This window comes from Bacillus sp. PAMC26543 (assembly GCF_014250375.1).
GTDB lineage: Bacteria > Bacillota > Bacilli > Bacillales > Bacillaceae > Bacillus > Bacillus halotolerans.
On sequence record NZ_CP060193.1, the window covers coordinates 3,022,527 to 3,043,218 of the forward strand.

21 protein-coding genes and 1 pseudogene are annotated in these 20,692 nt (G+C 45.1%); 12 read left to right on the forward strand and 10 right to left on the reverse strand.

What is annotated here, in order from left to right:
• Positions 1-97: 97 nt before the first annotated feature.
• Positions 98-997 carry an SDR family oxidoreductase gene (locus tag H7F27_RS15275; protein WP_101863809.1) on the forward strand — a complete coding sequence of 300 codons (900 nt, stop codon included), beginning with the start codon at positions 98-100 and terminating at the stop codon, positions 995-997.
• Between the two features lie 45 nt (positions 998-1,042).
• Here H7F27_RS15275 and comK read toward each other — a convergent pair whose 3' ends face one another.
• The gene (comK, locus tag H7F27_RS15280; protein WP_024120818.1) at positions 1,043-1,621 is read right to left on the reverse strand and encodes a competence transcription factor ComK; all 579 of its coding nucleotides are present in this window, start codon (positions 1,619-1,621) and stop codon (positions 1,043-1,045) included.
• Positions 1,622-1,913: 292 nt separating this feature from the next.
• Here comK and H7F27_RS15285 point away from each other — a divergent pair, with 292 nt between their 5' ends.
• A complete protein-coding gene (locus tag H7F27_RS15285) occupies positions 1,914-2,147 on the forward strand; it encodes an IDEAL domain-containing protein (RefSeq protein ID WP_010333637.1) in 234 nt (77 codons plus the stop codon).
• A 28-nt stretch (positions 2,148-2,175) separates the two neighbouring features.
• Here H7F27_RS15285 and H7F27_RS15290 read toward each other — a convergent pair whose 3' ends face one another.
• Entirely contained in the window at positions 2,176-3,033 is an 858-nt protein-coding gene (locus tag H7F27_RS15290; RefSeq protein ID WP_059293097.1) for an SDR family oxidoreductase, read from the reverse strand.
• A 111-nt stretch (positions 3,034-3,144) separates the two neighbouring features.
• Here H7F27_RS15290 and H7F27_RS15295 point away from each other — a divergent pair, with 111 nt between their 5' ends.
• From H7F27_RS15295 to H7F27_RS15320, 7 genes and pseudogenes are all read left to right on the forward strand, one after another.
• A complete protein-coding gene (locus tag H7F27_RS15295; protein ID WP_185848117.1) occupies positions 3,145-4,674 on the forward strand; it encodes an FAD-dependent oxidoreductase in 1,530 nt (509 codons plus the stop codon).
• 257 nt (positions 4,675-4,931) lie between these two features.
• Positions 4,932-5,309: pseudogene (locus tag H7F27_RS21155) on the forward strand (protoglobin domain-containing protein); the annotation flags it as partial.
• A 9-nt stretch (positions 5,310-5,318) separates the two neighbouring features.
• Entirely contained in the window at positions 5,319-6,113 is a 795-nt protein-coding gene (locus tag H7F27_RS21160) for a methyl-accepting chemotaxis protein (protein WP_373271219.1), read from the forward strand.
• 134 nt (positions 6,114-6,247) lie between these two features.
• The gene (locus H7F27_RS15305; RefSeq protein ID WP_101860863.1) at positions 6,248-6,805 is read left to right on the forward strand and encodes a biotin transporter BioY; all 558 of its coding nucleotides are present in this window, start codon (positions 6,248-6,250) and stop codon (positions 6,803-6,805) included.
• A gap of 6 nt (positions 6,806-6,811) precedes the next feature.
• A complete protein-coding gene (locus H7F27_RS15310) occupies positions 6,812-8,251 on the forward strand; it encodes an acyl-CoA synthetase (protein ID WP_185848118.1) in 1,440 nt (479 codons plus the stop codon).
• On the forward strand, positions 8,248-9,342 hold the full coding sequence (locus H7F27_RS15315) for an acetyl-CoA C-acyltransferase (protein ID WP_185848119.1): 1,095 nt from the start codon (positions 8,248-8,250) through the stop codon (positions 9,340-9,342). The genes H7F27_RS15310 and H7F27_RS15315 overlap by 4 nt, the downstream gene beginning before the upstream one ends.
• A 71-nt stretch (positions 9,343-9,413) precedes the next feature.
• On the forward strand, positions 9,414-9,995 hold the full coding sequence (locus H7F27_RS15320) for a histidine phosphatase family protein (RefSeq protein ID WP_024120811.1): 582 nt from the start codon (positions 9,414-9,416) through the stop codon (positions 9,993-9,995).
• A gap of 29 nt (positions 9,996-10,024) precedes the next feature.
• On the opposite strand, the gene H7F27_RS15325 is transcribed toward H7F27_RS15320, so the two are convergent.
• From H7F27_RS15325 to H7F27_RS15335, 3 genes are all read right to left on the reverse strand, one after another.
• Entirely contained in the window at positions 10,025-10,996 is a 972-nt protein-coding gene (locus H7F27_RS15325; protein WP_024120810.1) for an ABC transporter substrate-binding protein, read from the reverse strand.
• Between the two features lie 225 nt (positions 10,997-11,221).
• On the reverse strand, positions 11,222-12,214 hold the full coding sequence (locus tag H7F27_RS15330; RefSeq protein WP_024120809.1) for an NADPH:quinone oxidoreductase family protein: 993 nt from the start codon (positions 12,212-12,214) through the stop codon (positions 11,222-11,224).
• Between the two features lie 71 nt (positions 12,215-12,285).
• Positions 12,286-12,735, reverse strand: coding sequence for a GNAT family N-acetyltransferase (locus H7F27_RS15335; RefSeq protein ID WP_024120808.1), 450 nt, complete (start codon positions 12,733-12,735; stop codon positions 12,286-12,288).
• A 441-nt stretch (positions 12,736-13,176) separates the two neighbouring features.
• Here H7F27_RS15335 and aprE point away from each other — a divergent pair, with 441 nt between their 5' ends.
• The gene (gene aprE, locus H7F27_RS15340) at positions 13,177-14,322 is read left to right on the forward strand and encodes a subtilisin AprE (RefSeq protein ID WP_024120806.1); all 1,146 of its coding nucleotides are present in this window, start codon (positions 13,177-13,179) and stop codon (positions 14,320-14,322) included.
• A 40-nt stretch (positions 14,323-14,362) separates the two neighbouring features.
• Here the strand turns inward: aprE and H7F27_RS15345 are convergent, their stop codons facing one another.
• Entirely contained in the window at positions 14,363-15,655 is a 1,293-nt protein-coding gene (locus tag H7F27_RS15345) for a M48 family metallopeptidase (RefSeq protein WP_024120805.1), read from the reverse strand.
• Between the two features lie 142 nt (positions 15,656-15,797).
• Between H7F27_RS15345 and H7F27_RS15350 the strand changes: the two genes are divergently transcribed.
• Positions 15,798-16,193, forward strand: a complete 396-nt coding sequence (locus tag H7F27_RS15350; RefSeq protein WP_024120804.1) for a YhfM domain-containing protein — start codon at positions 15,798-15,800, stop codon at positions 16,191-16,193.
• Between the two features lie 41 nt (positions 16,194-16,234).
• Here H7F27_RS15350 and H7F27_RS15355 read toward each other — a convergent pair whose 3' ends face one another.
• The 4 genes from H7F27_RS15355 to H7F27_RS15370 form a co-directional block, all read right to left on the reverse strand.
• The gene (locus H7F27_RS15355) at positions 16,235-17,776 is read right to left on the reverse strand and encodes a fatty acid--CoA ligase family protein (RefSeq protein WP_185848120.1); all 1,542 of its coding nucleotides are present in this window, start codon (positions 17,774-17,776) and stop codon (positions 16,235-16,237) included.
• A 118-nt stretch (positions 17,777-17,894) separates the two neighbouring features.
• Positions 17,895-18,539, reverse strand: a complete 645-nt coding sequence (locus tag H7F27_RS15360) for an SDR family oxidoreductase (RefSeq protein ID WP_101860868.1) — start codon at positions 18,537-18,539, stop codon at positions 17,895-17,897.
• 63 nt (positions 18,540-18,602) lie between these two features.
• Positions 18,603-19,598 carry a lipoate--protein ligase gene (lplJ, locus tag H7F27_RS15365; protein ID WP_185848121.1) on the reverse strand — a complete coding sequence of 332 codons (996 nt, stop codon included), beginning with the start codon at positions 19,596-19,598 and terminating at the stop codon, positions 18,603-18,605.
• Between the two features lie 12 nt (positions 19,599-19,610).
• The gene (locus H7F27_RS15370; protein WP_095713699.1) at positions 19,611-20,345 is read right to left on the reverse strand and encodes an MBL fold metallo-hydrolase; all 735 of its coding nucleotides are present in this window, start codon (positions 20,343-20,345) and stop codon (positions 19,611-19,613) included.
• Positions 20,346-20,502: 157 nt separating this feature from the next.
• On the opposite strand from H7F27_RS15370, the gene yhfH reads away from it, so the two are divergent.
• Positions 20,503-20,637 (forward strand): protein YhfH, encoded by a 135-nt coding sequence (yhfH, locus tag H7F27_RS15375; RefSeq protein WP_024120799.1) that lies wholly within the window; start codon positions 20,503-20,505, stop codon positions 20,635-20,637.
• The last annotated feature ends 55 nt before the right edge of the window (positions 20,638-20,692 follow it).

Genomic DNA, 20,692 nt, shown 5'->3' on the forward strand with positions numbered 1-20,692 from the left:
TTTGTCTTGCAGAGATGCAAACTGCCAAAACATGTTTTTCTCACTTTGCTCAAGGGTACACATACGAATGTACACCACACAAAAAGGAGCGTTGATGATGTCTGATACAAAACGAAACAATCCTTTAACAGCATTTTTTCACGATGAATTTCCTGAACAATACCAAGAACCGCCCGGTCTGCAGCAAAAAATGAAGCCGGTTCCGGACTGCGGAGAAAAAAGCTATAAAGGAGCTGGCAAACTAAATGGCCGAAAAGCTCTTGTCACCGGCGGTGATTCCGGTATTGGCCGCGCTGCCGCCATCGCTTATGCGCGGGAAGGCGCCGATGTGGCAATTAACTATTTGCCCGCGGAACAGCCTGATGCAAAAGAAGTAAAAGAACTGATTGAAGCAGAAGGACGCAAGGCAGTCCTGATTCCAGGTGATCTGAGTGACGAATCGTTTTGTCACGATTTAGTCAAACAAGCGCATAACGAACTCGGCGGGCTGGATGTGTTAGCGCTCGTTGCCGGTAAACAGCAAGCAGTGCAAAACATCGAAGACCTTCCTACTGAACAAATCTATAAAACGTTTGAAGTGAACGTCTTCTCGCTATATTGGGTTGTTAAAGCGGCGCTACCGTATTTGCCGGAGGGCGCGTCTATTATTACCACAACTTCAGTTGAAGGCTACAACCCAAGCCCGATGCTGTTAGATTATGCGGCGACGAAAAACGCCATTATCGGCTTTACCGTTGCGCTCGGAAAACAGCTGGCGCCCAAAGGCATCAGAGTGAACTCTGTTGCGCCAGGACCAATCTGGACTCCGCTGCAAATTTCCGGCGGACAGCCAACTGAAAACATTCCGAAATTCGGCAAAGGGACGCCGCCGTCACCATTAAACCGCGCGGGACAGCCGGTGGAACTGGCAGATGTTTATGTATTCTTAGCTTCAGAGAATTCAAGCTATGTGACATCTCAAATATACGGCATCACTGGCGGAATTCCGACGGCCTAGCGTTTTAGAAGGAGCTGCCCTATTTGGTCAGCTCCTTTCTATTTTCTAATACCGCTCCCCGAGCTCACGCAAAATAAAATCATAAATCATCTTCGTCCGCTCTTCCTTCGGGTACAGCATAAATTCCTGCCGTTTCGGGACACGGTGTTCGATTCTGTCCTGAAATTTGGTTCTGAGCCAGGCTGTCCGGTATACCTGATTCTCGAACGAATTGCAGGAGACCGGCAGTTCCATCGTTTTTCCGTTTGAAAACGTCACTTCCGTATCGTCGAATTCAGTCGGTTTGAATTCTTTTACATGCACATGGGAAATCCAGCCGCATTGGGGTCTAGTCGAAGAAAGTGTAGGGAATAAAAAGATTTGGTTCGAAGGGTCCACCATGATTGGCGGTTTGTGAGAAATTTTTGTCACTTCATAAGTTCCCGCTTTTCTTCCCGCGTAGCTTGATCCGAAAAATCGGCAGCTTCGGTCGACAATTTGCAGCGGCTTCATGCTGACGTAAAACATACAGTCTTTTTCAATGATTTTTGAACAGATTTTGCCGTCGATTTCTTCTGGCAAAACGGCAATTGTTGCGCTGTTTACTTCATACGATTCTAATGGTGCGTCAGTTTTCTGACTCATGTTATGGCCTCCATCCTTTTTCTGCAAAATTTATACTAATAATCTATCATCTGTGTTTATAAAACGACAGGATTTTTTAACAAATGAACTAAAATCATCTTTTATTTATATTTTTTAGTTCTATTTTACTAGTAATAAACCGATTTTACTTTACTGCATGATTTCAGATCACAGCATTTCGCAGGATATGTCGATAGATTGCCAAGTATTAGTTGTCTAAAGATTATAAAAATTTATTGATTTTTTCGACCGTTATCCATATACTATAAAAAAGGCATTGGGGGGATTCTTTATGAAAGAGAAAAAGTCGTACACTGAGCTCATGAAGTCCCGCAACACGCAAAAAACAAAAGAATTTGATGTAACAATGATGGATATTTACATTCAAATGGTGCTCGATGAATCCTTGTTTAAGCGTCGGTTGACCATGCTGACTGACCAAATCAACAAAGCCTTGGACGAAAAAGATAAAGATGCGTTTCTTACGCTCTCTAAAGAATATGCAGCGCTCAAACAGAGCGAATAAGCCAATCCTTAAGGATTGGCTTTTTTAATTACCCATTTACAATCGTTCCCCCGTTGACATGAATGGTCTGGCCGGTGACGTAAGTGGAATCATCGCTGGCAAGATATAAATAGCTCGGCGCCACTTCCACCGGCTGGCCCGGCCGTTCCATCGGCACATCCGAACCAAACACTTCCACATCTTTTGCAGCAAAGCTGGCCGGAATGAGCGGTGTCCAGATTGGCCCCGGCGCAACCGCATTGACTCGAATGCCTTGCTGAACAAGCGATTGGGAAAGGGATCTTGTAAAAGTGACAATGGCTCCTTTCGTCGCTGAATAATCGATCAGTGTTTTATTGCCTTTGTACGCGGTGATCGATGCTGTATTGATAATACTGCTTCCTTTTTTCAAATGAGGCAGCACAGCCTTCGTTAAATAAAACATAGAGAAAATGTTCGTCTGGAAGGTTCTGATCAGCTGGTGGCTAGTGATTTTTTCAATGCTCGGCTGCACATGCTGCTCAGCGGCATTATTAACCAAAATATCTATGGTTGGAAAAGCCTGGCTGGCCTGTCTTACCACTTCATTACAAAAGGCTTCATCTCCGACATCTCCTGCAATCAGCAGGCACTTCACCCCTTCTTTCTCTACATACTCCTTTGTTTCTTCGGCGTCCTGATGTTCATTAAAATACACAATGACCACATTCGCCCCTTCTTTTGCGAATAACACCGATACAGCGCGTCCGATCCCGCTGTCTCCGCCTGTAATAATGGCCGTTTTGCCCGCTAGTTTTTTTGCCTTCTTCGGCTTATCAAATACCGGACGGGGATCCATCAGATATTCGAATCCCGGCTGCTGGTCCTGATGCTGCGGCGGCAATGTTTTCTTTTTCTCATTCGCCAATGCAATCACTCCTTTTCAACCCTATTATGGTATGAACAAAGCCTGCTTCCTATGTATGAAAAGATAGAAAATGGAAAAATTAAGAATAAATGATATTGGAGGTACAATGGTTTGGCTAATCAACCTTTTTCAAAAGAAGCTCCCGAAACATATTGGAAAACATCGGCGGACTTGCCTTCTTTTCCGGCGCTGCAAGAAGATACGGAATGTGATGTCACCATTATTGGAGGAGGCATTACAGGAATCACGACGGCCTATGAGCTGTCCAAAAGAGGCTTCCGTGTCATTCTGATTGAAGCGAATCAGGTTCTCAATGGCACAACGGCCCACACAACGGCAAAAATTACAGCGCAGCACGACATGATTTATGATGAATTAATCCGCAATTTCGGACTGAACCACGCAAGGCTTTATTATGAAGCGAACCAGAATGCAATTGATTATATAAAAGGAATTGTTGATGAACTTCAGATCGATTGCGAATGGGCCGAACAAGACGCTTACCTTTACACAACAAGTGAAGATGCTGTACAAAAAATCCGCACTGAGCATGAGGCATACACAAAACTCGGGATTGAAAGGGATCTCTTAAAAGATCTTCCGCTTCCCGTCGGCTCTAAGCTGGCGCTCGTGATGAAGAATCAGGCCCAATTTCACCCGCTTCACTTTTTAACCGGGCTCCTTGATCAGATCGTGCAAAAGGGCGGACGGATTTATGAAGAGACTGTTGCGCTTGATATTAAAAAAGGAGAAATGCCTGAAGTTGTTACAAAAAGCCGGCACGCCATTAAAAGCCGATTTATCGTATGCTGCTCCCATTTCCCTTTTTATGACGGAGGCGGGTTATATGCAGCAAGAATGTATTCTGATAGATCCTATGTCCTCGCCGTCAAGCCGAAAATCGACTATCCTGAGGGCATGTATTTAAGTATAGACCAGCCGTCAGTTGCCCTTCGCTACACCATTGTGAACGGAGAAAAGCTGATTCTCTTCAGCGGAGTAAGCCATAAAACAGGCCAAGGCAAAGACATGTCGACCCATTACGAAACGCTGAGACAATTGGCAGAAAGCACAATTGGAATCGAAAGCATTCCCTATTACTGGTCCACACAGGATCTCGTGACAATCGATAAAATCCCATTCATCGGGCCTATGTCTGAAAACGAAGACAATATTCTCGTTGCGACCGGCTTCAAAAAATGGGGCATGACATCAGCAGCTGTCGCAGCTCAGCTTTTGTCAGACCTTGTGGAGAAAAAAGACAATCCATATGAGAGCATTTTTACACCGTCTCGTTTCCATCTGAATCCCGGCTTGCAAAAGGTGATTTCTTACAATGCAGATGTGGCTAAGCATTTCATTAAAGGGAAGCTTGAAAAACCGGACGTCGAGTTTGAAGAGATCGCGCCAGGTGAAGGAAAAGCCGTCACCATTAACGGCAGACGCGCGGGGGCATTCAGAGATGAAACGGGCTGCCTGCATCTTGTTGATACAACCTGCACCCATTTAGGCTGTGAAGTGGAATGGAACGATGGAGAGCACACATGGGATTGTCCGTGCCACGGATCACGCTTTAAACCAACTGGCGAGGTAGTCGAAGGACCGGCCATCAAACCACTAAAACAAATTGACCTTGATTAAACCGTTCATATAACTGAACGGTTTTTTTATAAATATTTTCTATCTGCCGTCTTCATTCGTGCTTCCCTTGACCGATAAAAAAGAAAAAGGCTTAAAAAGCCAAAAGATAAAATTATATTTTCCCAAGGGGGATCACTGTATTGTTATTTAAAAAAGATAGAAAAAAAGAAACGGCTTATTTTTCAGATTCAAACGACCAGCAAAAAAACCGCATTCAGCTCACAAACAAGTTCTCAGATGTGAAAAAACAGCTCAAAATGGTCAGACTGGGAGATCCAGAGCTGCACGTGCTGCAGGAGCTACAGCCCTTAATCCAACAAAACATTGTTTACATCGTTGACGCTTTCTATAAAAATCTTGATCATGAAAGCTCATTAATGGATATCATTAACGACCACAGCTCAGTTGACCGCTTAAAACAAACGTTAAAACGGCATATTCAAGAAATGTTTGCCGGTGTCATTGATGATGAATTTATTGAAAAACGAAATAAAATTGCTTCTATCCATTTACGAATCGGCCTTCTTCCAAAATGGTACATGGGGGCGTTTCAGGAATTGCTTCTATCAATGATTGACATTTATGAAAAATCAATTACAGATCACCAGGAACTGCTGAAAGCAATCAAAGCAACAACTAAAATCTTGAACTTAGAACAGCAGCTTGTCCTTGAAGCGTTTCAGAATGAGTACAACCAAACCCGCGATGAACAAGAAGAAAGGAAAAATCTTCTGCATCAGAGAATCCAAGAAACCTCCGGGTCGATCGCAAATCTGTTTTCAGAAACGAGCCGATCCGTTCAAGAGCTTGTTGACAAATCTGAAGGCATTTCCGAAGCATCCAAAGCCGGCACAGTGACATCCAGCACCGTTGAAGAAAAGTCGATTGGCGGGAAAAAAGAGCTTGAAATCCAGCAAAAACAGATGAACCAGATCGATACAAGCCTCGTCCAAATCGAAAAAGAAATGGTCAAGCTGGATGAAATCGCACAGCAAATTGAAAAAATCTTCGGCATCGTCACAGGCATCGCCGAACAAACGAATCTTCTGTCGCTAAACGCATCTATTGAATCAGCCCGTGCAGGCGAACACGGCAAAGGCTTTGCCGTTGTGGCAAATGAGGTGCGAAAGCTGTCTGAAGATACGAAAAAAACCGTTTCTACAGTGTCCGAGCTTGTGAACAACACCAATACACAAATCAACATCGTGTCGAAGCATATCAAAGACGTGAACGGGCTTGTCAGCGAAAGCAAAGAAAAAATGACACAAATTAACCGTTTATTCGATGAAATTGTTCACAGCATGAAAGTCAGCAAAGAACAATCAGGAAAAATTGACGTCGATCTGCAGGCCTTTCTCGGAGGGCTCCAGGAGGTCAGCCGCGCCGTTTCTCATGTGGCTGCTTCTGTTGATTCGCTTGTCATTCTTACAGAAGAATAATCATCAAAAACCGGCCGACCGCAGGGCCGGTTTTTTTGCACCCATTTGTAAACCCTAATTAAAATTAAGTTGACATAAAAGCTGTCTGCATTTATTGTATAACCATATTTTATTCGTTAGCTGGAGGATTTTATATGAAATTACTAGACATGATGCACATTGCAATCTTTACTGCACTGATGGCAGTGCTTGGTTTTATCCCCCCTCTTTTCTTATCCTTTACACCTGTTCCCATTACACTGCAGACGCTCGGTGTCATGCTGGCCGGCAGCATTCTCAGACCCAAAGCCGCTTTTTTAAGCCAGCTTGTCTTTTTGCTGCTCGTCGCCTTTGGAGCGCCGCTATTGCCCGGCGGCCGCGGCGGGTTTGGCGTTTTTTTCGGACCGAGCGGGGGTTTTCTGATTGCTTATCCGTTCGCCTCGTGGCTGATCAGCCTAGCTGTTCACAGACTGCGTAAGGTGACAGTGTTCCGTCTCTTTTTCATTCATATTGTATTCGGCATCGCCTTTATTTACCTGCTTGGCATTCCTGTACAAGCTTTTATCATGCATATTGATCTGTTACAGGCCAGTTTTATAAGTCTTTCATTTGTGCCCGGCGATTTATTAAAAGCGGCAGCATCTGCGCTGCTTGCCATTAAGATCACCCAAGCCTTGTCTCTTTCTGATACGATGTATACAAAAGGAGGCTGACATTCTGTGACCATTACACATACATATCTATCCTTTGCCAATAAAAATCCAAGCCGGATTGCGATCCAGACTGAATCTGAACATATTACATATCGGGATTGGAACCGGCTCGTCACCCAAGCTGCCAATTGGCTGCGGGCGCAGCCAAACGTTCCAAAACGTGTAGCCATCCTGCTCCCAAACAGCCTTGCATTTTTACAGCTGTTTGCCGGAGCTGCCGCGGCCGGATGTACGGCGGTTCCTATTGATACACGCTGGAGTGCGGCTGAATGCGGTGAGCGGCTGGCATTAAGCGGTGCTGATTTTGTGGTGGCTTCATCTCTTTTTAAGAACAAACTGACAGATTGTCTGACACCCGTAGTTTGGCTGGAAGACTGTATGGCGCATATCTCAGAGGCATCCGCTGCCCCGGCCCCAGCCGTTGATCCGGAGCTTCCCTTTTATATGGGCTTTACATCAGGCTCAACAGGCAAGCCGAAAGCATTTACGCGCTCTCATCGCTCTTGGATTGAAAGCTTTCATTGTACAAATACTGATTTTTTGGTCTCTTCAAATGACAAAGTTCTGATTCAGGGAACATTACTGTCCTCTCACTTTTTATACGGTGCTGTCAGCACTCTGTATCTCGGGGGTACCGTTTGTTTGCTTAAAAAATTCATTCCCGCTCAAACGAAGGAGTGGTTAACACAGAAATCCATCAGCGTACTCTATACCGTACCGACAATGACAGATGCCCTCGCCAACATTCACGCTTTCCCTGACAGCTCCGTTACAATCATTTCTTCGGGAGCGGACTGGCCGGCAGCATCCAAGGAGAAGCTTGCATCCAAATGGCCTCATTTGAAGCTGTACGATTTTTACGGCACATCTGAGCTTAGCTTTGTTGCGTATCTCTCACCAGAAGACAGCAAACGAAAACCTCATTCAGCGGGCCGCCCTTTTCATAATGTCCGCATAGAGATCCGCAGCGCAGCCGGGGACCTCTGTCAGCCGGGGGAAATCGGGAAAATATTCGTCAAAAGCCCGATGAAGTTCTCAGGCTATGTAAACAGCCGCACACCAGATCAATCGGAATGGATGACAGTAGATGACATGGGCTATGTTGATGAAGAGGGATTTCTGTACATAGCAGGCCGGGAAAATGGGATGATCGTATATGGCGGATTAAATATTTTCCCTGAAGAAGTTGAGCGCGTGCTTCTCTCCTGCCCAGAGGTTGAAAAAGCAGCTGTGGCAGGCATTCCGGACGAGTATTGGGGAGAAATCGCCGCGGCCGTCATTTGCGGGAATACAGACGCCAAAAAGCTGAAAGCCTGGTGCAAGCAGAAACTGGCATCCTACAAAATCCCGAAAAAATGGGTATTTACAGACAGTATGCCCGAAACAAGCAGCGGCAAAATTGCCCGTTCCAGCGTAAAAAAATGGCTGCGGGGTATGGTGAATTGAACGCGGTTATTGCAGATGCAAAACGAACGATTTTCGGAAAAGAAAACGGACTGCTGAAACAGTTTCTGCCGGAGGATTTGGCCGCTCCTCTCATCAGCTGTCTCGGCCGAAAGTTAGAGGATCAAATTGACGAGGTGATTTTGGGAAACGCCACTGGCAGAGGCGGCAACCTCGCCCGGCTGTCAGCACTTCAAGCTGGACTTCCTTTATCTGTTCCCGGCATGACGATTGATAGACAATGCGGCTCCGGGCTTGAAGCAGTGCGTTCCGCATGCAATCTTATCAAAGCGGGTGCCGGAAACATTTATATCGTAGGCGGCGCAGAAAGCAGCAGCCGATCGCCTTTTTCAGAAAGAGCCCGCTTTTCGCCGGAAACTGTTGGTGATCCCGATATGGGCATGGCGGCCGAATATACAGCAGCACGCTATGCCATCCCAAGAAACATGCAGGACGAATACGCGCTTCTCAGCTTTCAACGCAGCTGGAGTGCTCATACCGAAGGATTGTACCGTGAAGAGATTGTTCCTCTCGGGGAGTTGGAAACAGACGAAGCTTTTCTGAAAAGACGGCCGATGGAAGCGATCATTTCTCGTGCAAAGCCGGTGTTTGACACCAGCTCCGGAACGGTTACAGCCGCCAATAGCAGCGGCATATCAGATGGAGCGTCTGCACTCCTTGTCATGGAAGAGAAAAAAGCTGCATCCCTCGGCTATAAACCTGTGCTGCGCTTTATCGGAAGCGCCGTTAGCGGCATTCATCCCAACTATCCGTCCGCCGCGCCGGTTGAAGCGATCAAAAAGCTTTTAGCTGCAAACGCGTTGACAACTGACGATATCGGTTTATACGAAATCAACGAAGCCTTTGCCGTTAAAATATGTGTCTGCTCACAAGAACTTGGCATTCCCTATACGAAGATCAATGTGCGGGGCGGCGCGTTAGCTCTCGGCCATCCTTACGGCGCTTCCGGGGCGGCACTGGTCACCAGATTGTTTTATGAAGCGCAGAGACGGACAGGCTGTCAATATGCTGTCGCCGCCATCGGAAGCGGCGGCGGAATCGGCTTGGCTTTATTATTTGAGGTTTTGGCATAGGCTTTTTCATAGGATGCATGCCTCTGATTTAGTATAATAGCGATAAGATCAAAGTCAGGAAGGGGAATTTTATGACAGCCGTTTGCTTAGTAAGACACGGAGAAACCGATTGGAACCTGCAGCAAAAATGCCAAGGGAAAACAGATATCCCGCTGAACGCGACAGGCGAACGCCAAGCAAAAGAAACCGGAGAATACTTAAAAGATTTCTCTTGGGATATCATTGTCACCAGCCCGCTGAAAAGAGCCAGAAGGACCGCGGACATTATTAATGAATACCTCAATCTTCCTATCGTTGAGATGGATGACTTTAAGGAGCGTGATTACGGGGACGCGGAGGGCATGCCGCTTGAAGAACGGACAAAGCGCTATCCGGACAAGAACTATCCAAACATGGAAACGCTAAAAGAGCTCACGGACAGGCTGATGGGCGGATTGGTGAAAGTAAACCACGCATATCCAAATCAAAAGGTACTGATTGTCGCGCACGGCGCAGCGATTCACGCACTGCTGACAGAGATTTCCGGCGGTAATGCCGAGCTTCAAAATACGCGCCTTGTCAATGCCTGCCTCAGTAACATTGAATTTGCAGAAGAAAAATGGAAAATTAAAGATTATAACATCAATAGCCACTTATCCGGTTTTATTCAATAAGAAAAGACAGGCGTTTGCCTGTCTTTTTTTTATTTATTTTCTGCTGTCATATCATTTTGAAGCTCATCTAAAATCGCATTCGCTCCGTCCACGCTGCGGCGCAGAGACCATACCTGACGATCAACATGGTACACATGTCCGTTTTTCACTGCTTTCAGCTTCTTCCACAGAACATTTTTTTCGATCGGGCGTTTGCCGTACGCGTCAATGTCGTCTGTTTTTCCTGTCATCAGTATGATTACATCCGGGTCTGTTTTCAGCAGCTGCTCAAGTGTCATTTTCATGTTCACAGAGTCGCCGCCATTACCGGTTTTTTTGTTATCGGACGTGCTGATCGCATATTGATAGCCGACTTGTGTTAAAAGTCTCGATGTGAAGAAATTTTCATCTCTGGCCATAATCGTATCATTTGTATTTCCAATCAAAAGCACAGATTGGCTGTTCGCACTGATCTTTCTCTTTGTTTCATTCACTTTTTCTTCATGCGCTGTCAGCTTTTTCTCCATTTCCTTCTCTTTGCCGACTGCTTTGGCAATGGTAAGAGAAGCGTCAATTGTATCCTGATAATCAGCATTTAAATTATTAAGCGCGATCGTCGGCGCGATGTTTTTCAGCTGATCATATATCTTCTTATGACGGGTCGTGTCTGCAATAATCAAATCCGGTTTTAGCGAAGCGATTTTTTCCATGCTTGGCTGTGACCGTGTGCCGACAGAGGTGTAGCCGTCAATTTTTTTCAGTACATCCTTGTTGATCAGCTGCTTTGCTTTATTGTCATCCGCCACTCCAACAGGCGTAATGCCGAGATCAAGCAAAGTGTCGATAAAGCCAAGCTCAAGCACAACGACCCGCTTCGGATGCTCAGGCACGTTCGTTTTCCCTAAATCATGTGTTACCGCTGCTTTATTTTCTTCACTGTTTTGATGGCCGGCTGAAGAAGAACAAGCCGCTGTCAAAACAGAAAGAAGTAAAACTGTAAGAATAATCAGTGTTTTTTTCATAACATTCCAGTCTCTCCTGTATGTAGTTTCTCAATTAAGATGTCCAAAAGATAGTATAACACGGAATGATAATCATTATCACTATTATTATTGAAAATCAGTATAGAAAGTTTCACATCGAAGGAACGTTTCTCTGTTGCTATGAGATGCACTTGCATATTCTAGAATCAAACAAAAAAGCTTGCAGAAAAAGCATCGTTTTTTCTGCAAGCTGAAACTTCAATTTTACAGTTTTACAAGGACTCTTCCTTGAATGTGATTTTGCAAAATATCTTTTAGCGCATCAGGTGCTTCTGTTAATGAGACTTCCTTGTCTATGATTGTCAGAAGCTGTTCAGGCTTAAGATCGGAGGCCATGCGCTCCCAAACCGCCGCTCTAAGATCCATTGGACAATAGACTGAGTCTATCCCCAGCAGGCTGACTCCGCGAAGAATAAACGGATACACCGTTGCAGGAACCTCTCCCCCGCCCGTTAAACCGCTCACCGCGACAGATCCGCCGTATTGGATTTTGCTTAAAAGCGAGGCAAGCTGCTTACCGCCTACAGGATCGACAGCTCCTTGCCATTGCTGCTTGGACAGCGCCTTACGTTTACCGTCATAGACATCTTCCCTGCTGATTACTTCATCAGCACCGAGCTGCTTCAAATAGTCAGACGCCTCCCGGTTTCCTGTGCTTGCGACCACGTTGTAGCCGCGTTTGCTGAGCATCGTTATTGCAATTCCGCCGACACCGCCGGTTGCTCCGGTGACAAGCACGCTCCCTTTTTCAGGAGAGAGTCCGTTCTGTTCAAGACGATGCACAGATAACGCCGCTGTAAACCCCGCCGTTCCGTACGCCATCGCTTCCTGCAGCGAAAGGTTCTTTGGCAAAGGCACCAGCCAGTCGCCAGGCACTGAAACATATTCGCTTAATCCGCCATGACGTGAGACACCAAGCTCATAGCTTGTCGCAATGACTTCATCCCCTTCGGCAAAACGCGGATCATTTGAAGAGACAACCGTACCTGCAGCATCAATACCTAAAATAAGCGGATATTCTCTGACAATATTGCCGCCCGCTTTTCCGGCCAAGCCGTCTTTGTAGTTGATGCCTGAATATGCTGTTTTAATCAGCACGCCGTCTTTCGGCAAATCCTCTGTTGATATGGTTTTGATATTGACTGAAACATCATCTGCATTTTTTTCTGCCAGCAATGCTTGAAATAACGTTGACATTCGGCACACTCCTTTTCATTTTTATCGTAACCGAACATCGGCCAAAAAACCAAATCATGAGGCCTCTATTTTCATTTCTCCGGCACATTAAGGCTGTAATGCACAAATGCGGTTTCCTCTTCATAGCCGTTTTGCTCATATAAACTTCTTGCCGTCCGGTTGTGATGTTCCGTCTGCAGCTTTAAACATTTCGCTCCGTTTTCCGCGGCATAATCCTTTGCAGCGGAAAGCAGCCGCCGGCCAACTCCCTTTTTTCGTACAGAAGAAGCGACGAATAAATCATTTAATATGTAGATTCTTTTCATAGCCACGGAAGAAAAGGCTGGATAAAGCTGTGTAAAACCAATGAATTCCCCATTTTCTTCTGCGATAAAAATAACAGACTCTTCCTTTTCCAGGCGTGCTTTCAAAAAAGCCTCCGCTCCTTCCAGATCCGACGCCTGCTTATAAAATTCCCGATACTGATTAAACAGCGGTGCTATAGCTGCCGCATCTGCTGGTAAAGCTTGACGAATGTTCATCTCGTTTCCTTCTCTCTATATGCTGTTAAGAATTACATTTTATATTTAATAGAATTTTCTGTAAACCATATTGATCAGAATACTTTTTTCAGCATGCATGGAAAAAATATCACGATAATATCCATTGATCTCATAGAAAAACATGCAGGTCAATGGAACTGATTTATTCGACAGGTTTCTTTCTGGTCGCGGGAGGATTTAACCTGAAAAAACATGAAATTTCAACATAATGATTATTTACTCATGTCTATTTTCGTTCTTTTCTGTATGAATGCAGTTATTTCGAGTCTCTATAGAAATAACGAGAGATGATATACCTAAATAGAAATAAAACAATCTCAAAAAAATGGGTCTACTAAAATAGTATCCAATCTATTACAATAAATTCACAGAATAGTCTATTAATAGGCTGCTCTGAAATTGTAAAGGAGAGGGTAAAGAGTGAGAAGCAAAAAATTGTGGATCAGCTTGTTGTTTGCGTTCACGCTAATCTTCACGATGGCATTCAGCAACATGTCTGCACAGGCTGCCGGAAAAAACAGTGAAGAAAAGAAGTACATTGTCGGGTTTAAACAGACAATGGGAGCTATGAGCACCGCCAAGAAAAAAGATGTTATTTCTGAAAAAGGCGGGAAAGTTCAAAAGCAATTTAAGTATGTAAATGCAGCCACAGCAACATTGGATGAAAAAGCTGTAAAAGAACTGAAAAAAGATCCGAGTGTTGCTTATGTGGAAGAAGATCATGTTGCACATGAATATGCGCAATCTGTTCCTTACGGCATTTCTCAAATTAAAGCGCCGGCTCTTCACTCTCAAGGCTACACAGGCTCTAATGTAAAAGTAGCTGTCATCGACAGCGGAATTGACTCTTCTCATCCTGACTTAAACGTTCGAGGCGGAGCAAGCTTCGTACCTTCTGAAACAAACCCATACCAAGACGGCAGTTCTCACGGCACGCATGTAGCCGGTACTGTTGCCGCTCTTAATAACACAATTGGTGTTCTGGGCGTAGCGCCTAGCGCATCATTATATGCAGTAAAAGTGCTTGATTCTACAGGAAGCGGCCAATACAGCTGGATTATTAACGGTATTGAATGGGCGATTTCTAACAACATGGATGTCATCAACATGAGTCTTGGCGGACCTACTGGGTCTACAGCGTTGAAAACAGTAGTCGATAAAGCGGTTGCAAGCGGTATCGTCGTTGTTGCCGCAGCCGGAAACGAAGGAAGTTCAGGCAGCTCAAGCACAGTCGGCTACCCTGCAAAATATCCTTCTACTATTGCAGTAGGCGCAGTAAACAGCAGCAACCAAAGAGCTTCCTTCTCAAGCGCAGGTTCTGAGCTTGACGTTATGGCTCCCGGCGTGTCGATCCAAAGCACACTTCCTGGCGGCACATACGGCTCTTACAACGGAACCTCAATGGCGACACCTCACGTTGCCGGAGCAGCAGCTTTAATCCTTTCTAAACATCCGACTTGGTCAAATGCGCAAGTCCGTGATCGTTTAGAAAGCACTGCGACAAACCTTGGCAGCTCTTTCTACTATGGAAAAGGGTTAATCAACGTTCAAGCAGCTGCACAATAAGATAAAAGAGAAGCAGGTCACTCCATACCTGCTTCTTTTTTTATTGGTCGTCCCCCTGTTCTGAGGCCGGGTGTTCTGAGGTATTTTCTTCGGTTTCCGCATGTTGAATCCGCTCCATGATCGAAGGATGGCTCCCTCTGAAAAGTTTCACGAGAAAAGGCGGATCAACCTGGCTCAGCCCCGTAACAGCCAAATCTTGAAACGTTCTGACTGCGGCTTCGCTGTCCCCTGTCAGCTCAATCCCATATTGGTCAGCCTTATTCTCCTGATAGCGGGAAACAGCATTAGAAAAAGGCGTAACAGCAAAGCTCAAAACAGACACGATAAGCAATAACAGCGGCAATGCCGCAAGATCACGCCGGCCCTCTACATGAAACAGATTGCGTGCAAGCCGTACCCCCCGCTTGTAAAGCTTATCAACCACATAAAATCCAGCTAGCGACACAATTAAATAGCCAGCCAATCCGATATACACGTGCTTCATGACATAATGGCCCATTTCGTGCCCCATAATAAAGAGAATTTCCGAATCATCGAGTTTATTCAGCGTCGTATCCCATAGAACAATTCGCTTATTAGCCCCAATTCCTGTCACATAGGCATTAAGCGCGTTTGTTTTCTCTGACATATTCACTTCATATACATGATCAGCCGGAATATCTGCTTCTTCGGCCAGTGCTAAAATTTTGCTTTCCAGCTCTTTGTTTTTCAGCGGATAAAAATCATTGTATAAAGGATCAATAATCACCGGCTGAATAAAAAACAGAAACAGCGAAAACGGCACTGTTAACAGCCAGGCGTAAAACCACCATTTTTTTTCATGCTTTTTGATCAGCCAATAAAACACCAGCACGCAAAGTGTAAAGATCGGAAAACTGATCCAAAAATCAATGACTTGATCTTTAGCCCAGCTGGAGGCTGTCTGCGTCGAAATATTGTAATCAAGTGATACCTGATAGCCTATCCAATCCAAAGGCAGCGTCACCAGAGCCGTGATCAGCGAAAGCACAAACACGAAACCGATGATCTGCAAAAAACGAAAACGCACAGCCGCTTCCATCCATTGCTTGATTTTCTTTGAAACACCGCTGGTCAGCAATACAAAAAACAGAAACCAATCAAGAGGAATACTGATAAAAAATAAAAAGTTCTTCACATCAGAATACTGTTCGGCGACAGCCAATTGAGACGGCTTCATGAAAGAAGCCGGGTCAGCCTGTGTTCCTTTCACGGCCTCCGGCACAGCGGAATCGCCGGACATAAAGAAATACCAATAGAAAAAAAGCCCATACAGCACATATGCAAGCCCTGCACCCGCAATCCACTTGCGCATAACGCCTCACTCCTCACATCTAGACCCATTACTTCTATTGTAATCATAAATTCAATTTCTTAGAACCAAGCTGTGAGTTCGGACTTTTTCGCATGGAATCGCCCTTTGCTGGAGAAACTAGCAAATGTTTGGAGTGATGCAGATGAAAAAAATAGTAGCAGCCATCGTTGTTATCGGTCTTGTGTTTATTGCATTTTTCTACCTTTACAGCCGGTCAGGCGATGTATATCAATCGGTTGATGCGGAATTGATCACCCTGTCTTCAGACGGGCGGGAAAAGATTGAAATCGAAAAAAGACAGCACGTCAAAGATATGCTGGACATTATGAATCAGGGAAAGCAGCTGAAAACCGAAAAAACATCAGCTCCTGATTACGAAGGCACGATTAAATTTCATAAAGACAGATTTGACTCATTCAGATTATGGATTGACGACAGCCAGCAGGCCATTTTTTTGAAAGACGGCACGTATTACAAATTAACGCGAAACGATACCAAAGCGCTGCAAACTATCATTAAAAAAGAAGCAAAGGATTAACAATGGAAAAAGCGAAGCCCACTGGCTTCGCTTTTTTCACATTAATGAGGCAGCATATCTTTGAGCGCCCGTCTGAGCATTTTGCCTGTCGCATTTTTCGGAATCTCATCAAGAAAGATGATCTCGGCAGGCCGTTTGTATTTTGCCAGATGCTTTTCACAATGCGCCATCATTTCTTCTTCTGTGACACCAGACCGTTTCGGTACGACATATCCCTTTACCGCTTCGCCGCTTTCAGCATCAGGCACGCCGATGACAACAGCCTCCTTTACGTCCGGGTGGCTGTACAGGACCTCTTCCACTTCACGCGGATACACATTGTAGCCGCCTACAATAATCATGTCTTTTTTCCGGTCAACAATGTAAAAATAACCGTCCTCATCCCGCCTTGCCAGGTCTCCCGTATAAAGCCATCCGTCCTTTAAAGCGTGCTCCGTTTCCATCGGCATATTATAATAGCCCTTCATCACATTGGGCCCTTTTACGATCAATTCGCCCACCTGGTGATCAGGGACCTCTCGGCCGAGCGGATCGACGACCTTGTTTTCGACATGCAAAATACTTGTCCCGATGGAGCCTGGTTTTCTCCCTCTGTCAAACGGGTTAAAGCATGTGACAGGCGATGCTTCCGAAAGCCCGTAGCCCTCCAAAATGGTGACGCCGAATTTCTCTTCAAATGCCGTAAGCAGCGCGACCGGCATGGCCGCACCACCCGAGATGCACAGGCGAATAGAAGAAAAATCATCTGCCTTTCCTTCTTCATGCTGGAATAAATAGTTATACATCGTAGGCACGCCGGCAAAAATCGTTGCCTGCCGCTGCTTTACAAGCTTAAAAACAGATGCGGGGCTGAACTGCGGTTCAATCAGCACGCATGCGCCGCTCATCAGCGGAGCGTTCATGCAGACAGTTAAGCAAAAAACATGAAACATCGGAAGAGCGCAAACCACATTGTCTTTCTCATCCATTCCCAAATACCCGGCGACATCGTTTGCATTGCTGAACAAATTCTGGTGGGTCAGCATCGCGCCTTTCGGTCTTCCCGTTGTTCCTGACGTATATAAAATTACCGCAGTATCATCAGGCACAACCTCTGGATGGCGTGCAGCACCGGGTGTCGGACGCAACATTTTTGTAAACGTTGTCATTTTCATTCTGACTTCGGGATCTGAAGCTTCCAGCTCAGTTTCTCCCGTCCGGCATAAAATGACGAGTTCGACCTTTGGCAAAGATTCGTGCATGCTTTCATAAATCGGCAAAAGCTGATCTACTCCTACGATTGCTTTGACATCGCCGTTTGTCAGCATATAGCCGATTTCTGTCGGCGTGTACGTCGGATTGATCGGCACCACCACAATACCGGCCTTTAATGCGCCGAAAAATGCGATGACAAAATCAGGCGAATTGCCAAGCAGCAAAGCAAGGTGATCCCCTTTTTCCATACCCGCTTTTTGAAGGCCGTCCGCAAAACGCTGAATATTGTCATTCAGATCCTTGTAAATAATCACTTGATCCCTAAACCTGCATGCGATGCTGTCCGGCTTCTCAGATGCTGTCTCTTCTAATTTTGAAACCAGATTCATTCTCCCACCCCTTAAAGTGAATGAGTAGTCATTCATTATTGAAGATAAGCTTTCCTTTTCATTATAGAGAAACACAAAAAAAACACTCAAGAGCAAAAAGCCCCGAGTGTCAGTAGTGTTATAGATTCTTCAAAGCTTCGGCAATCGGTGTATCTCCTTCAGTGAGATCAAAAGCCCGATTTTCCGTGTTGGTTTCATCTAAAGAGGCAATGACTGCTGCCGCAACGTCATCACGTGATATATCACCCCGCTCTAGATCTGGGGCTGCGGAAACCGTTCCTGTTCCCGGTTCATTGCGAAGGCCTCCCGGACGTATAATCGTATAGGCTAAGCCGCTGGATTCCAGAATTTTATCAGCATAATGCTTGGCCACGTAATAAGGTTTAAGTGCCTCATTCCAATTTTCACGGCGGTGGGCCTGCAGGGCGCTGACCATAATAAAACGTTTGATTCCCGCGATTTCCGCAGCCTCTATAGCTTTTGCCGCTCCGTCAAGATCCACCAGCAGCGTTTTATCATAGCCTGTGCTGCCCCCGGAGCCCGCTGTAAAAATAATCGCGTCACAGCCTTTTGCCGCGGCTGCGATTTCTTCCGGGCTTCCTTCTAGATTTGCTAGCACAGCTTCCGCGCCGGCCGCTTCCAAAGATGCTTTCTGTTCTTCTTTTCTGACCATCGCTCTGACGGAATGATCAGCATTCTCTTTGAATAAAGAAACAAGTCTTTGTCCGATTTGTCCGTTCGCTCCGATTAAAAACACTTTCATGTGAATCCCTCCTGCCTCCATTATTCCAAAACACAAATTTCCTTTCAAACAATGTGTTTCACATTAATAAATCAGATCAAGAAAATCTTCTTTCGTAATGTTCCCAAAATAATGCTTCAGATTCACATCAGCCAGCGCATCAGCGATCACACTGCGCTCATATTGCTTTCCAATCAGCAGGTTTTCGATTTCCGACACATCGCCCACACCGAAGAAATCGCCGAAAATTTTGCAGTCTTCAATTTTCCCTTTTTTTACTTCCAAACGCAAATCAATGGACCCGACCGGATAACGCTTTGAATGGTTCAGGTTAAATTTAGGTGAGCGGCCGTAGTTCCAGTCCCAATTTTGATAGCGTTCTTCCGAGATTTTGCGAATGACTTCCCAATCTTTTTCAGTCAGCTTATACTCAGGCACATCTTGAATGTGATTTGTATTGAAAATATGTTTGAGCAAATGACTGCGGAATTCTTCGGTCGTCATTTTATCATCAAGAAACTCACTGATGTTTGCCACACGGCTTCTGATTGATTTGATGCCCTTTGATTCAATTTTATCCTTTTTGACTTTTAAAGCGGACACAACATGATCAATGGCTGAATCAAACATGAGGGTGCCATGGCTGAAGATGCGGCCTCTTGTGGCAAATTGGGCGTTACCTGATATTTTGCGGCCATCTACCACAATATCATTCCGGCCGCTTAATTCCGCTTCAACTCCGAGCTGATGTAGCGCTTGAATCACCGGCTCAGTGAATTTTTTGAAGTTATGAAAGCTTTCACCGTCATCCTTCGTGATAAAGCTGAAATTTAAATTCCCTAAATCATGATACACAGCCCCGCCGCCAGATAAACGGCGGACGACGATAATTCCGTTTTCCTCTACATACTTTGTATTGATTTCTTCTATTGTATTTTGGTTTTTTCCGATGATGATAGACGGCTGATTCACGTAAAAAAGCAAATACGGCTGTTCAGGGTCTAAATATTTAAGGCAATACTCCTCGATAGCAAGATTGATCCGCGGATCATTGATATTTTGATTGTCAATAAATAACATCGTGCTCCTCCTTTATCCTTCCCACACAAAACCAGATTTCGCAATGTTCACTTTCCCGTTAAAAACGGTCTTGGCTTCTTTGCGAAGATTGTCATGCACGCCGAAATGAGGCAGATGGGTCAGCAGCAGCTCGCCCGCTCCCGCTTCTTCTGCAATTCGCCCTGCTTCCAAGCTGTTCATATGGCCTGCGCTTGTCCCGTCTTGATCAGCATAAAAATTACATTCTGAGATCAATAAATCAGCGTTTTCCGAAAACGGAATAAATGAATCCTGATAGCTGGAATCAGCAGTATACACAACAGTATGGCTGCCGTCAGTAATCCGCATCGCATAACAAGTCACCGGGTGAACCGTTTTTAAAAAGGTGATCGTAAACGGACCGACAGTCAGCTGCTGATCAGGCTGATAGGCAATCCCTTTCGTATGCGTTTTATATGTAAGCTTTTGAAACTGTTCTATATCAGCATCATGTCCGTAAATCGGAAGCGAGTGCTCTCCTTTGCCGAGGAATGATCCGACTTGCTTCGCAAATTGCAGCGGCCCGATGTCGGCAATATGGTCATGGTGATAATGAGACAGAACCACCGCGTCCAGCTTTTCCGCCGGGACATATCCAAACAGCTTAGATAACACGGCACTTCCGCAGTCCACTAACAATGAAAAATCCCCCGATTGAAACAAGTAACCCGACGTTGCTTCATTTGCGGCCGGAAAACCGCCGTAGCATCCGATAACTGTAACTTTCATAATGTCCTCCTTCTTTTCAAAGAAAATTGATCCTCCTTCAATATACCCATTTTTCTAAAAAAAAGCATGTTTTAAACATTGTATCAAAACAGATGTTGAATTTTACCTTCTGTTATATTACAATGAAAACATTACAAAGGGGAAAGAGGGATTGGTTATGCTAGGGAAAATTACAGAATTTTTTAGAAACCTGCCTTCGAAAAAGTGCGCGGAATGCGGAAAAAAGATTGATGAGCAGCATGAGTGTTATGGTAATATTTGCAACGACTGTATAAAAGTAAGCGATATGTAAAGGGGCGAAAATCTCACCATACAGTGTGAGATTTTCTTCATTCTTCTAACTTCTC